The sequence below is a fragment of the Paraburkholderia fungorum genome (assembly GCF_003610895.1).
Lineage (GTDB): Bacteria > Pseudomonadota > Gammaproteobacteria > Burkholderiales > Burkholderiaceae > Paraburkholderia > Paraburkholderia fungorum_B.
In genome coordinates this window covers 132173-146331 of the sequence record NZ_MCAS01000014.1, presented here as the reverse complement: position 1 = coordinate 146331, position 14159 = coordinate 132173, and the positions used below count along the sequence as shown (strand labels likewise).

11 protein-coding genes are annotated in these 14159 nt (G+C 62.3%); 4 read left to right on the top strand and 7 right to left on the bottom strand.

Annotation, left to right across the window (positions count from 1 at the left end):
* The 5 genes from BCY88_RS16270 to BCY88_RS16250 form a co-directional block, all read right to left on the bottom strand.
* On the bottom strand, window positions 1–1127 hold a 1127-nt coding region (locus tag BCY88_RS16270; RefSeq protein ID WP_120345284.1), incomplete at its 3' end, for a UxaA family hydrolase.
* 42 nt (window positions 1128–1169) lie between these two features.
* The gene (locus BCY88_RS16265; RefSeq protein WP_183081381.1) at window positions 1170–1514 is read right to left on the bottom strand and encodes a UxaA family hydrolase; all 345 of its coding nucleotides are present in this window, start codon (window positions 1512–1514) and stop codon (window positions 1170–1172) included.
* A 25-nt stretch (window positions 1515–1539) separates the two neighbouring features.
* The gene (locus BCY88_RS16260) at window positions 1540–2592 is read right to left on the bottom strand and encodes an ABC transporter permease (protein ID WP_120345276.1); all 1053 of its coding nucleotides are present in this window, start codon (window positions 2590–2592) and stop codon (window positions 1540–1542) included.
* The gene (locus BCY88_RS16255) at window positions 2582–4102 is read right to left on the bottom strand and encodes a sugar ABC transporter ATP-binding protein (protein ID WP_120345275.1); all 1521 of its coding nucleotides are present in this window, start codon (window positions 4100–4102) and stop codon (window positions 2582–2584) included. Before BCY88_RS16255 ends, BCY88_RS16260 begins: the two co-directional genes overlap by 11 nt.
* Entirely contained in the window at window positions 4099–5148 is a 1050-nt protein-coding gene (locus tag BCY88_RS16250; RefSeq protein WP_120345274.1) for a sugar ABC transporter substrate-binding protein, read from the bottom strand. Before BCY88_RS16250 ends, BCY88_RS16255 begins: the two co-directional genes overlap by 4 nt.
* A 320-nt stretch (window positions 5149–5468) precedes the next feature.
* Between BCY88_RS16250 and BCY88_RS16245 the strand changes: the two genes are divergently transcribed.
* Window positions 5469–6257 (top strand): IclR family transcriptional regulator, encoded by a 789-nt coding sequence (locus tag BCY88_RS16245; protein WP_120345273.1) that lies wholly within the window; start codon window positions 5469–5471, stop codon window positions 6255–6257.
* A 77-nt stretch (window positions 6258–6334) separates the two neighbouring features.
* Window positions 6335–6880, top strand: a complete 546-nt coding sequence (locus BCY88_RS16240) for a hypothetical protein (protein ID WP_120345272.1) — start codon at window positions 6335–6337, stop codon at window positions 6878–6880.
* A 2-nt stretch (window positions 6881–6882) separates the two neighbouring features.
* Here the strand turns inward: BCY88_RS16240 and BCY88_RS16235 are convergent, their stop codons facing one another.
* On the bottom strand, window positions 6883–9270 hold the full coding sequence (locus tag BCY88_RS16235; RefSeq protein ID WP_120345271.1) for a bifunctional acetate--CoA ligase family protein/GNAT family N-acetyltransferase: 2388 nt from the start codon (window positions 9268–9270) through the stop codon (window positions 6883–6885).
* 356 nt (window positions 9271–9626) lie between these two features.
* Between BCY88_RS16235 and BCY88_RS16230 the strand changes: the two genes are divergently transcribed.
* Together BCY88_RS16230 and BCY88_RS16225 are read left to right on the top strand one after the other, a co-directional pair.
* Complete coding sequence (locus tag BCY88_RS16230; RefSeq protein ID WP_120345270.1) at window positions 9627–10496, top strand: LysR family transcriptional regulator; 870 nt, start codon at window positions 9627–9629, stop codon at window positions 10494–10496.
* Window positions 10497–10920: 424 nt separating this feature from the next.
* Window positions 10921–11988 carry a fimbrial protein gene (locus BCY88_RS16225; RefSeq protein ID WP_120345269.1) on the top strand — a complete coding sequence of 356 codons (1068 nt, stop codon included), beginning with the start codon at window positions 10921–10923 and terminating at the stop codon, window positions 11986–11988.
* Between the two features lie 190 nt (window positions 11989–12178).
* Here the strand turns inward: BCY88_RS16225 and BCY88_RS16220 are convergent, their stop codons facing one another.
* The gene (locus tag BCY88_RS16220) at window positions 12179–13780 is read right to left on the bottom strand and encodes a peptide chain release factor 3 (protein WP_120345268.1); all 1602 of its coding nucleotides are present in this window, start codon (window positions 13778–13780) and stop codon (window positions 12179–12181) included.
* Window positions 13781–14159 lie beyond the last annotated feature (379 nt).

Below are 14159 nucleotides of genomic sequence, written 5' to 3'. Positions count from 1 at the left end.
AGTGTGCCGCGGCCTTCGAGAATGCGGCCTGCATCGACGTCCATATCGCCGGCGAGATTGCGGTACGTCGCGGGATTCGCGCAGACCTTGATGACCGGCGAGATCGCCGAGCCAACCACCGACCCACGTCCGGTTGTGAACAGAATCACATGCGCGCCGCAGGCGATCAGTTCGCCGATTTCCGCGTTGTCGCTAATGTTCGGAAAGCCGAAACGCGGCTCGCCGTCGGGTACGACGTCGAGAAGATAAAGGCCGCCGGTCGGCGGAACGTCCCCGGGTTTGATGATGCCGACAATCGGCGACGCGCCGCTTTTCGCATACGCGCCCAAAGATTTTTCCTCCTGCGTGGTGAGGCCACCGTCCGCATTGCCGACCGCAAAACTGCCATGCCCGAGGATCGAGTAGTAGCGCGCCGCCTTCGCCACGCACGCAACGATCTCATCGCCGAGATCCGGCCGTGCCGCGCGCGTTTTCATATGTAACTCACAGCCCACCAGTTCGCCGGTTTCTTCGAAGATACAAGTTGCGCCTGCGTCGATCAGATGATCGAACGCGCGGCCCACGGCCGGATTCGCGGTAATGCCGCTGGTGCCGTCCGAGCCGCCGCAGATCGTGCCGATCACCAGTTCGCTCAGCGCCATCGGCACCTTCTGCTGCGCGGCAAGTTGCTTGCGTGCGCCGCGAATCCAGTCGACGCCGTATTGAATCGTGCTGCGCGTGCCGCCTTTTTCCTGAATCGTCAGCACTTCCACGGGACGGCCGCTCGCGCGCACGACGTCGACGAGGTAGTGCTTGTTCATGCTCTCGCAGCCGAGCGACACAAACAGCACCGCACCTACGTTTGGATGGGTGGTAAGCCGTTCCAGCATCTTCTCGGCGTACCCATTCGGATAGCAGCCGGGAAAGCCGATCAGATGCACCGGCGGTTCGCGCTCGGCGGAGGGGTCGTCGAATGCATCGAACGGCTCGCGAAACTGCGTGACGATCTCGCGCGCGACGTGGTGCGCGCATTCGACAAGATATGCGACCGCTACGACGTTGCGGATGCCTTTGCGGCCGTCGCTGCGCAGATAGCCATGGAGCGCGGGCCGTTGCAAGGCGGCGGATGCTGCGGATGTGTCAGTCATGATCATTCCAGCGCGGCGCGAGGCCACTTCATTATGCTCAAATCAGTGATGGACGAACTCGTGGCCCGCATCGTGCGTATAAGTGGGCAGGTAATCGCTTTCGAGGTTGTGCGTATGCAGATGCGCACCACGCGCCACCGTCCCGGTCACGTGTCCGATCACGGCGCCGTAACGCAACACCTTGTCGTCTTTGGCGAGGTCGTGGCGCGCGACTTTGTGGCCAAGCTCGATCGTTTTGGCAAGCGTCACGCGTTCGCCTTCGATTTCGACTTGTGTGCCCGCATCGAGCCGCGCTCCTGCAATCAGGCAGTTATCCGTGGGACTGAGCAGGATCAGACGCGGGTCGGTTTGCGAAATTTTCGATGTTTCCAACGGACGGCTGGTCAAATGAGTTCTCCGTAGTACACACGCATTAGTTCTGGCCTTCGCCGCTGGCGAGCCGCGCCACCATCAGCGAGCCAAGGATGATCGCGCCGTAGATCGCCTGAATCCAGAACGACGGTACCTGGGCAAGCGTGAGCAGGTTTTGCACGACACCGAGCAGCAGTACGCCGGAGAGCGCGCCGAGCATCGTGCCCTTGCCCCCGTCGAGCGAAATGCCGCCGATCACCGCTGCCGCGAAGACCGTGAAAATCATGCCGTTGCCCTGGTTCGCATTGATCGCGCCGACATAACCGGTGACGATCAAGCCGCCCACCGAGGCCAGCATGCTGCCGAGCACGAATACGCCCCACGTAATGCGCTCGACGCGAATCCCCGCCGCGCGCGCCGCTTCCGGATTGCCGCCGATCGCGTAGAGCGCGCGGCCCAGACGGTGGTAGCGCAGCATGAACGCGGCGATTGCGAAGGCGGCCGCCGCGAGCCATACGGACAACGGCAAGCCGAACACAATGGTGGTGGCGAGCGAGAAGAACGACGGCGGCATGTCGAACAGCGTGCCGCCTTTGGTCGCGCCGACCAGCATGCCGCGCAACACGATCAGCATGGCCAGCGTGACGATGAATGCATTCAGCCGCAGACGCACCACCAGGAAACCATTGACGAAACCGATCACGGCCCCGACCACGAGAATGCTCAGCAAGCCTGCGGCCGCCGGCCACTCCGTTCCGAAGCCCGCCGACGCCACCGGCATCACCAGCATTGCGCCGATGGCGGGCGCGATGCCCACCGTCGATTCGAGCGACAGATCGAACTTGCCGGTCAACACAATCAGCGATTCGGCGAGCACGACGAGAGCCAATGCCGCGGACGCACCCAACACGCTGATCAGATTGGCCTTCGTCAGAAAGCTTGGGCTGACAAACGCGCCGATCACGAGCAACAACGCAAGCGCGGGCAGCAACGCCAGTTCGCGCAGCCGCGCGAATTCGCTGCCAGACCGTTTGCCGCGCGTCGCGGCTACGGCAGTCTGCTGCGCCGGACCTTGTGCGGTGCCGAATGCAGGGCTGGGCACACTATTCTTCATGGAGACTGACTCCTTCAACGGATGCGATCAGGTCGTGGTCCTGCCAACCCGCGGGAAATTCGGCCGCGACACGGCCACGGAACATGACCAGCACGCGGTCACAGGTACGCAGATCGTCGAGTTCGCCTGACACGACCAACACGGCTTTGCCGTCTTCGCGCACGCGATCCACGACCGACAGCAACGCTTCTTTCGATTTCACGTCGACGCCTGCGGTAGGGTCGATGAGTACGAGGACATTGGGATCGGTGGCGAGTGCGCGCGCCATCACCACCTTCTGCTGATTACCGCCCGACAGCCCCGACACGACATGCTCGGGGCCTTGCGCGACGATGCCGAGCGCATCGATCATCTTCTGACCGAAGGCATTTTTCTTCGCCGGTGGCGCAATGCCGAATTTGCCGAGCAGACGTGTGATCGTCATCGAGGCGTTCTCGGCGACCGATTGCGTCAACACCAGCCCTTCGTGATGACGATCCTTCGGCACGCAGCCAACGCCGTGTGCCAGCGCTGCCGGCACGTCGCCCGGCGGCAGCGTTGCGCCGTCGACGCAGATCGAGCCGCGTCTCGCGGCGCGCAGCCCCGCAATCGCTTCGGCCACACTGGTGCGGCCGCTGCTCGTGGCGCCGGTCAACCCAACCACTTCGCCGCGCTTCACCGTGAAGGACACGCCCTCGTAGTCGGCGCCGGTCAGATCCTTGACGTCCAGCGCAATAGCCGTGTTCGCGGGCAACGCAGCGCGCGCCGCCGCATCGGCGACGGCAAGGCCGCCGCGCTCGCCCGTCATCGCCTCGATCAACTGCTCGCGCGGCAACGCGGAAACCGGCGCGCTGACGATATGCCGTGCGTCGCGCAGCACGGTCACCGCCTGGCAGATTTCATAAACCTCCTGCAGGTGATGAGAAATAAACAGGAACGTCACGCCTTCGCGCTGCAACTCGCTGATGCGTTGAAACAGACGCTTGATCTCGTCGCCATCGAGTTGCGCGGTGGGTTCATCGAGGATGATGAAACGCGCCCCGTAAGACAGCGCCCGTGCGATCTCCACGAGTTGCCGCGCTTCCACGCTCAGATCGCCGGCGCGCGCATCTTCGCGCACGTCGATCTTCCAGTGATCGAGTAACGCACGCGCGTCGCGATGCATGGCGCGCCAATCGATCACGCCGCCACGGGATGGCTGCCGGTTGATGAACAGATTCTCCGCGACGCTCAAATCGCGGATGATCGTCGAATGCTGATAAACGCAGGCAACGCGCTCGCGCCACGCATCGCGATCCGCGATCGACGGCGCGGCCGCGCCGCTGAAGCGCACCTCGCCGGTGTCGGGCTTGCGCAGGCCGGTGAGAATCGACACCAGCGTCGATTTTCCGGCACCGTTGCGCCCGACGAGCGCATGCGACTCGCCGGGCATCACGCGGATGCTCACGTCTTTCAGCGCGGCTGTGGAGCCGAAGCGTTTGGTGATCTCAAGCGCTTCGACCACCGGCACCGAGGGCGTCAGCTCGCTCATTTAACGGTATTACCCCACAAGGCTTTGTCGTCGACATTCGACTTCGTGACGAGCGGCGCGGGCAATTGATCTTCGAGAATGCCCGGCGCCAACTGGATGATGTTGCTGCCATGATCCGTCGGGCCCGGCTTGAAGGTCTGCCCGGCCAGCGCGGCCTTGATATAGAAGAGACCGTATTTCGCGTAGGAGTCGGCCGGCTGCGAAATGGTCGCGTCGATATCGCCGCGGCGGATTGCGTCGAACTCCTGAGGAATACCGTCGTTACTGACGATCACAACGTGCTTGGGGTCGCCAGCGGGAAACAGCATCTGCTTGCGGCGCAGCGTTTGCAGCGTCGGCGACAGATAGACGCCACCTGCTTGCATGTAAATCGCCTTCACGTCGGGATTCGCGGTGAGCAGACTGTCGAGCGCGGTAGCCGCCACATCGCCCTTCCAGGCCGCCGGAATTTCCAGCAGCGACAAACCCGGAAAACCCTTCAAACAGGAGCGGAATGCTTCGGACCGGTCGCGCCCGTTCACGGAGGCCAGGTCGCCCATGATCTGCACAACCTTGCCCGACTTCACATGCTCGCCGATGTACTTGCACGCCTTCTCGCCATAAGCGTGGTTGTCGGCGCGCACCACCATCGCCACCTTGCCTTGCGTCGGCGCAACGTCGACGGCGACCACCGGCACGTTCTTCGCCGCCGCTGCGTCGAGCGCGCGACTGATCGCCGCCGAATCCAGCGGGCCGACCACGATGCCCTTGGCGCCGAGGTTCAGCAGATTGTTCATGTCGGTGATCTGCTGCGCGGGATCGCCGTTCGAATTGACCGGCGCGAGGATCTCGATGCCCATGTCCTTCGCGTATTTGGGCAGATAGGTGTTGTACGACTGCCAGAACGGCGACGTGAGAAGCGGCAGACCGAGGCCGACCTTGCCGGTTTCGGCGGCTTGTGCGGCGCTACTGACGGCAAGTCCGGCGACGCAAGCTGCCGCCGCTGCGGCAAAGAGCGAGCTACGGAACCAACGGCGGGCCGCGAACGGCCCCTTTGCGAATGACATGGTTGTCTCCTGTGTCGGTCCGGAGTCAGCGCTTTAGCGCTGATTCCAGACCCATGCAAGGTAATGGCGTTGTTGAACTGGGTGATCCGGCCATGCTGGATGGCGGACACTGCGTCCTGCGCTTTCTTATCGTCTTGTTGGTATTGGCGAGAATTCACCAATGAACGTATTATTTATATACAGACTTTTTTAAGTCAAGCAATGTGCAGTGCACCAACCATCCGTGTTTTCCCTGGATCACCACGATCTCGCACCAGATTCACTACGCACTTATACTCACGCGCCAGATAATGAGAGCACCCTACCGAACCTCGCCCACAATGGACGCAGAAGACAAAGACGACGCCGAACGCTACCGCGCACCCGCGCTGGACAAGGGCCTCGACATCCTCGAACTGCTCGCAGAGCAGAAAGAGGGACTGACTCGCGCCGAAATCACCAAGCTGCTGGGACGCAACGCGAGCGAGATGTACCGGATGCTCGAACGCCTGGTCGCGCGGCAGTACGTAGTGCGCTCGGCGGGAGGCGATCGTTATTCGTTGAGCCTGAAGCTGTATGCGCTCGCGCATCGTCATCCGCCGATGAACCGGCTGATCTCCGAAGCGCTGCCGCTGATGCAGCGCTTTGCCGATGCCGCCGAACAATCGTGTCATCTGGCGGTGTACGACCGCGGCAATCTGCTGGTGATCGCGCAGGTGGATGGGCCGGGCACATGGGGGATGTCGGTGCGGCTTGGATCGCGGGTCGGCCTGATCGATACTGGTTCGGGCCGCGTGATGCTCGCGTTTCAAAGCAGCGAACAGCGCGGCCAGATGCTCGCCGAACACACCAAGGTAAAGGGCGAAGTCACGATCGATCGCGATGCCCTGGAACAGTCCTGCGAGCGGATCCGCGCGGCGGGTTTTTCACAGAAAGACAGTCAGCAGACGTTCGGCGTGACCGACGTCACCTTTCCGATCCAGGGGCCGTCCGGTCAGGCGATCGCGGCACTTACGTGCCCGTATTTACGGCGCATCGACGAATACGTTGCACCGACATTGGAGACGGCGACGGGCTTGCTTCGCGAGACGGTGCAGGCGTTGTCGATGTTTCGGGAAGAGGCGGTCTAGCGCGCATGGTTTAGAATGGCGACCCTTCCAAAAATCACGCCGCATGGGTCCCCTCATGCGCGCTCAACGATCAAGCAATGGCGAAACTTCTGACCGATTCCGAATTCCAGCGTTTTTCCGAACTCCAGCAGAAGCAGTCGAGCTTCACGATCACACCTGAAGAAGCCGACGAGTTACGCGACATCGTCGCTCATGCGCAAAAGCGCCGCGACGACCGCGCCGCGGCGATGCACAGCATCGAAACCTTCATCCAGCAATTCGACATCAGCCCGGACGAGCTGTTTTCAGCCGACCAGATCGGCGACGCCGCACGCACCTTTGGCCTGATTCCGGCCGCGAAAAAAGAGCGCGTGCTGCCGCCGCAGTTCACGTTCAACGGCAAGCCGTATCAATGGACGGCGCGTCCGCTGCCGGACGACATCCGCGTGCCCCTGTTCGACGCCTTCAAGGCGGGTGAATCGGTGAAGCCGTTCATCGCGACGCTGAAGGACGCGAACCGTTGCGCGGCGACGATTGCACGCCTGGAACGCGAGACGGGCGCTATCTACGCCGAAGTGTTGCTGGAAGAGTTGGCCGTGACGCGCACGCAAGTCGACGAAGCGGCGGCGAAGCTGCCGGCCTGAGCTTAAGTTTCATCCAGCGCCATCCTGAAACCGATCACGCCCGGATCTTCCGTCGGCGTGATCGTAAAGCCGCAAGATCTGGCCAGCGCGATCATGGGCGCATTTTCCCGCAACGCCTCGCCGACCAGCCAATGGATCCCGCGCGCTCGCGCGTATTTGATGATCCGGTCCATCAGCAATTGTCCAAGGCGCCGGCCTTTCTGGTCCGAGCGCACCGCTGCGGCAAACTCAGCTGTCTCGTTGTCAGGATCGGCCACCGCGCGCACCACGCCGAGCGTCCGTGTGAAACCGTCTTCGCTTGTCACTGTCGCGATCAGCGCCATCTCGCGGTCGTAGTCGATCTGCGTCATCCGCGCGAGCTGCGAGTGATCGAAACTTCCCACCGCACCAAAGAATCGCAGCCGTAGATCTTCCGGCGTCATCGCTTCGACGAAGTCGTGATGCGCGGCTTCGTCTTCCGGACGGATCGGCCGGACCGTTACACGCAGGCCCTGCCAGTCGAGCGTCTCTTCGAAGCGGCGCGGATAGGGCACGATCGCGAGCCGGCTGCGCGTGGATGCAATGCTCAGAGTCGGCTCGACGACCACGACATGGTCGCTGAACACCCGCAGTGTCAGATTGAGACCGACGATCTCCTTGACGTCGCAGACCGCCTGCGAAAGCGCCGTCAACGCAGCCAGTGCCGGCTCCGGATCGATCAGCCGCGCGTAACGCGAGCGCGTGACGATATCGCGCGCCAGCATCGGATTGAGCGGCGGCAGACCGTAGACACGGAGCGGATCGGATACACCATCTGCCGACGGCGCAGTGAAGCGGAACACGGGGCCGAAGTTGTCGTCGTCGTGAAGCTCGACGGCGATGTCGACGACGGGTTTTTGAGGCGCCGCTGCTTGCGCCGCGCTCACGTTCCGGTCATCCGCCTGCGGTTCGACGCGCAACCCGAAGCGCTCAAGAAACCGCGCCGCCGCTGCTTCGCTCAGTTGGTGCTCACCTGCGGCGATGGCGGCACGTGCTTGCGCCTGAGCAGCGTCGATCGCTTCGGGAATCTGCGCCGGCAGGCCCTCCGGCGTTTGCATCAGCAGTTCGCGGCCCATCCGGTAGTCGACCAGCCGTGCAAAAGCGCGCGCAAGGCGCTGCGGCGTCGTATGAACCGGAATACCTTGCGCGTGCAGCGCGTCGCGGGTGGCCCCATCCACACCGCCGAAGAAACACGCGAGCAGCCCGCGATAGGCGAAGCGCTGATTCGCGATCAACGCCTGCGCGACCTCGCCGACCGGCGCGCCATGTGTCGACGCATGCACCACGAAAGCCGTGCCCGTGCTGCGATGCTCGGCGAGCAGCTTGAGCGCGGTGCCGAAATGCTCCGGACGGGCGTCGTCGCCGAGTCTTAGCGGGTTGCCGGCCACCGCGTGCGGCAGCGCCGTGCCTAGCGCGGCATCCGCCTCGGCGGGCCATGGCGCGAGCGTGTCGCCGGCCGCGGCGAAGGCGTCGCAGGCGAGCGTGGCGAGGCCGCTGTCACTCGTGATCAGTGTCGCCGTCGCTCCTGCCGCCACCCGGCCCACGCCGAGCGTTTCGATTTCGTCGAGCAGATCGTCGAGCGCATCCACGCGCACCATGCCCGCGCGGCGGAACGCGGCGGTGTAGAGCCCATCAGCGGGGTCGGCGCGGCCTGAGCGCAACGCCAGCACCGGCTTGTTGCGCGCCGCCGCACGCGCCGCCGACATGAACTTGCGAGCCGCGCGCACCGTGTCCAGTTCGAGCAGGATCGCGCGCGTGCCGGGATCGCTTGCGAGGTAGTCGAGCACGTCGCCGGCATCCACGTCGGCTTCGCCGCCCAGCGCCACCGCGTGTGAAAAACCCAGTCCACGCGCGTGCGCCCAACCGAGCACGGCATTGGTCAGCGCATTCGACTGCGAGACCCACGCGACGCCACCCGCCTTCACCGTGCACGACGGCGCGCCGAAATGCGCGTGCAGCGCCGGCGTCACCACGCCGAGACTGCCCGGCCCGACAATGCGCAGCAGATGCGGCCGCGCCGCCGAGAGAGCGTGCCGCAGATGCAGACGATCCTCGTCGCTGCGCACCTCACCGACGATGATCGCCGCGCGCGTGCCCAAGCCGCCGAGTTTATGAATGATGCCAGGCCAGGTATCGGGCGGCGTGCAGATCAGCGCGACGGTAGGCGCTTCGGGAAGGTCGCCGGCATCGCCGATCACCGCGTGAGTGCCGAGCACGCTGTATTTCGGATTGACCGGCCACACAGGGCCGTCGAAACCGCCCTCCAGCACGCGCGACCACACCATCGCCCCCGTGCTGCCCGGTCGCTCGGAAGCGCCGATCACGGCGACGGATTTGGGTCGGAACAAGGCGTCGAGATTTCGAACGGTCACGGGCGCTCCGCAGATTAGAAAAGCGCGCCGGCAGCAAGGCGCGCGTCTTCGTCAGGATAGGCGAAGTCAAGGGCTTGCGCGGCGCTTCTGCGTGAGCCACCTCGCACGCGCGAGGTTCCGGTTGATCCGGGCCAGCGCGCGTCAGAATTTTTTTAGCGCGCTCAAGCAAAATATCCAGCCGGAATGCGACAATCGTAGAGCTGCCAAACGGCACATCGGCCTCCAGATCCGCAGGCCGATTGATGGCCTGCAAGGCGCGTCGGAGACAACGCGCGCGGGACAAACATATATTCCGCGGCGCGCGGCGTGACACTAGCCGACCTGCACCGGATGAACGAAGACACAGAAGGTGATTTATGCGGCGCCTGCCATCGCTGATTGCGTTGCGCTTCTTCGAAGAAACCGCCCGTCATATGAGCTTCAATCGCGCCGCCACCGCGCTGTGCGTGACGCAAGGCGCCGTGAGCCGGCAGATCAAGCTGCTCGAGGACTCCCTTGGCGAGAAACTGTTCGAGCGCGATCACAAGGGTATTCGTTTGACACCCGTCGGGTTGCAACTCCTGCCCTGTCTCTCCGACGCCTTCGACACGATCGAGCGCGGCTTCCGCCAGATCACCGCAGCCAAAGGCCGGCGCCGTCTCGTGCTCGCCGTGCCGCCCACATTCGCCACGCAATGGTTCTCGCCGCGGCTCGGTTCGCTGGCGGACGAGATGCCCGACGTCGAACTGTCTGTCCGCACTTCGCCCACGGAAGACTGTCATTGCAACATCCGCTTCGGCCGCGACGCGCTGGCAGGTGCGCATTCCGAATTGCTGATGATCGAGCGCCATGTGCTTGTCGGCGCGCCGCGTCTGCTCGGTGAACCACTCGACAGCTTGCTTGAACATATGCCCGCGCTGCACGTGCTGCATAACGATGCACGATTGGACCTATGGCCGAACTGGCTCGCTAAGGCAGGCATGCCGGCACGCTACGCGGAAAACGGTACCGAGTTCTCAACGCTGGAACAGGCGATCCGCGCGGCGCGCAAGGGCGCGGGACTGGCGGTGGTCGATCGGAACATGATCGTCGAGGAACTGGCGGACGGCAGTCTCGCGCAGTTTTCCGATGTCGAAGTGGCGGGCCCGTTCGGTTATTGGCTCGACGTGGCGCAACGCCACGCGGCGCTTGAGCATGTGCAGGCGTTTGCCAGTTGGATGCGGGAAGAAGTTTTGAAGATGGAGTGAGGTAAGCAATCCGTATCAACGATACGCGCTACACGTGCAACTCCTCGCCCGGATACCGAGGAACGAACCCCTATCAGCGTTTGCGAAAAGTTGTTCCGTCTGCACATCGCTCCTTCTGAAACATAACCCCCAATAGCACTCCCCCGGCCTACATCCAGTTCTCACGCCACGCGCGTAGGAATATTCCGACGCATTTAGGAATGTTCCGATTTTTTATGAGATGCCGTTCGGCGAACATTTGAACTGTGCCAATGCGGTCGATCGTCTTCGGCACTGTTTGATTAGCTATTGCTGAAATCGACGAGTAACGCTCGGGCTACATGCTCTTTTTAGAAGGGCGTTGCGTGAGCGGAACAACTGATCTGGCAATGGACAATTCGCCAAAAGTGCACGACGCATCCACGCTGAAAAAGAAGGGGTAGTGATGAAACACCTAGAAAACTTCGCTCCGAACCGTATGGCTACTGCGTCGTCAGTCCAGGCCCGCGGTCCGATGATGAAGGGTTCCCGGTTCACGAAGTTATGTTGCGCCGCCTTGCTCATGATCGGGTCCGCTTACGCATATGCTGATGAAATCCATATGCCGTACCAAAAGGGCTTTACCGACGATTTCGACAACATATCGTTTTCGGCCGCATTTTCGCCATCGCGAGACATTGCAGTAGGAACGGTCTTGCAAAGCGTCAAAAACGCCCAGAATATGACCTACACCGTCACATGTTCCGTGACAAAGAAGATCACCGTCAACGGCATTCCAGTTCCTGGCATGAAAGACATCTATCAGACAAATGTGCCGGGCATTGGCGTGCATTTCTACGCCACGTCGGGTTGGGGCAACATGGCCAACCCGATTGTGTCAGTACCGTCCACCGAAATACTGAGCCCTGGGACAAGCGGAGATAGCAAACCAACTTTTTATACAAGGGCAGACCTTGTCGTCACCGGCCCGGTAGGCAATGGTACGTTAACCGAACTGCCGACTATGTCTCTCGCGTACACCGGAGATTGCGTCAACGACCCGAAGTATGAAACGCCGCATAATCTGGCGATCACGCCGGGCACGACCATTACCGGCCGCACCTGCAGCGTGACCACGGCCTCTGTCGACGTTCCTTTGCCTACAGCTTTCCCGAGCAACCTTAATACCGGCTCGACTGGAGCAACGCCGTTTAGCCTCGGCGTCACCTGTGCTCAAGGTGTTACCGTCAAAGTGACATTGACAGACGCATCGGACGTTTCCAACCGATCGACGACCTTGAGCCTTGCGCCAGGTTCGACTGCGCAAGGCATCGGGTTACAGATCCTGAATGGATCGACACCGGTCGCCTATGGCCCCGACTCCGCAGTAATAGGCAATATGAATCAGTGGACCGTAGGCACGTCGGCAGGCGGCCAGATGACTATTCCGTTGCGCGCTCAGTACGTGCGAATCGGCACTTTGACGCCGGGAACGGTAAAGGGAGCCGCTACTTTCACGATGTCATATCAGTAGTCCCTTCCGGCGGCGGTGAATTTCTGCCGCCCAACACAAGCACGCCGCACACCCCATCCCGATCAGAACGATAACCACGTGAACCACGTGAACCGCCCAAGCAAAAGGCCCTGTGTTTCCACAGGGCCTTTTGCCTGATTGGGTTACATCGAAATGTCGGCCGGATCGCATCACGACCGAATATGGCGGCTTACATCGCCTTCTTGAACGGCGCGCCCGAATGCTCGCGCAACTCATTAAAGACGATCTTCGGCCACGCCTTCTGCGCGACTTCGATTTCCGACACATGCGAGGCCAGATACGTCGGCGCATCCGACGCATCGAGCGCAATCCGCGCTGCGTATGAATCGGTGAAACGGCGCAATTCGGCTGCATCGTCGCAGGTTACCCAGCGCGACATCCGATAGCGCGCCGGCGCCATCCGCACGTCGACCTTGTATTCCGTCGACAAGCGATGCGACACCACTTCGAACTGCAGCTGGCCGACTGCGCCCAGAATCATCAAACCACCCACTTCCGGACGGAACACCTGAATCGCGCCTTCCTCGCCGAGTTGCTTGAGCGCTTCGCCGAGTTGCTTCGCGCGCATCGGATCGACCACTTCGACCGTCTGGAAAATTTCCGGCGCGAAGAACGGCAAGCCGACGAACTGCAATTGCTCGCCTTCGGTCAGCGTATCGCCAAGGCTCAATGTGCCGTGATTCGGAATACCGATGATGTCGCCCGGATACGCCTCGCTCACCGTCTCACGACGCTGCGACAGGAACGTCACCACGTTATTCGCACGGAAGGTCTTGTTCGTGCGCGTCACCTTTACCGCCATGCCGCGCTCGAAATGCCCCGAACACACGCGAATGAACGCCACACGGTCGCGGTGCGCCAAGTCCATGTTCGCCTGCACCTTGAACACAACGCCGGTGAACTTCGGCTCGTCCGGCATGACCGGACGTTGCACGGTCATCCGCATCGACGGCGGCGGCGCCAGATCGACCAGCGCGTCGAGAATTTCCTTCACGCCGAAGTTGTTGATCGCCGAACCGAACAGCACCGGCGACTGCTGACCCGCCAGGAATTGCTCGCGATCGAAATCGGGCGACGCCCCGGTGATGAGGTCGATCTCTTCTTTCGCCTTCACCCAAGCATGGCCGAAGCGGCGTTCGCCTTCTTCGTCGCCGAGCGCCTGCAGCGTTTCGACTGCGCCGCCCGCCTTATCCTGTCCGGCGCGGAACAGGCGCACCTGATCCCGCTGAATGTCGTAGACGCCCTGGAAGTCCTTGCCCATACCGATCGGCCACGTGAACGGCACGGCGGCAACGCCCAGATGCTGTTCGATCTCGTCGAGCAGTTCGAGCGGCTCGCGCACTTCGCGGTCGAGCTTGTTGATGAAGGTGACGATCGGCGTCTTGCGGCTGCGGCAGACTTCGAGCAGCTTCAGCGTCTGTGCTTCAACGCCGTTCGCGCCGTCGATCACCATCACGGCGGCATCGACCGCGGTCAGCACACGGTAGGTATCTTCGGAGAAGTCTTCGTGGCCCGGGGTGTCGAGCAGATTGATGACAGCATCGCCGTACTCGAACTGCATGACCGAGCTGGCGACGGAAATGCCGCGCTGCTTTTCGATCTCCATCCAGTCGGACGTCGCATAGCGATTGCTCTTGCGCCCCTTCACGGTGCCGGCGATCTGGATCGCGCCCGAGAACAGCAACAGCTTTTCAGTAAGCGTGGTCTTGCCCGCGTCCGGGTGGGAAATGACCGCGAACGTGCGGCGGCGTTTGAGTTCGGAGACTGACATCGGGTCTGGCGGTCACTGATAGGGGTTCGGGCGGTGTTCGGCTGCTTGTGGCTGCCGGTCTGCCACGCGTTGCGCGGCGGCGTCGAGCTGCGGGAGTCGGGCTTGGGGCCTTGTCACAATGGCAACTCGACCGCGTCGGAACCAGGTCACGAACGAACGTTCGACAATACGGGAATCGCCAGCGCAGAACAGCGCAGGGAACGAATGATACACGTCATGGGGACGCGGGGCGGGAAATGGGGTTTTGGGGGGCGGATGCGGCATTGGTGCAGGACGCGCCCAAGTGCCGAAGATGACGCGCCGACGCCTCCCGTGAGCTACTGATATGACATAGTGAAAGTGACCAAACCTTTCACGGTCCCACTGGACAAGATGCCGG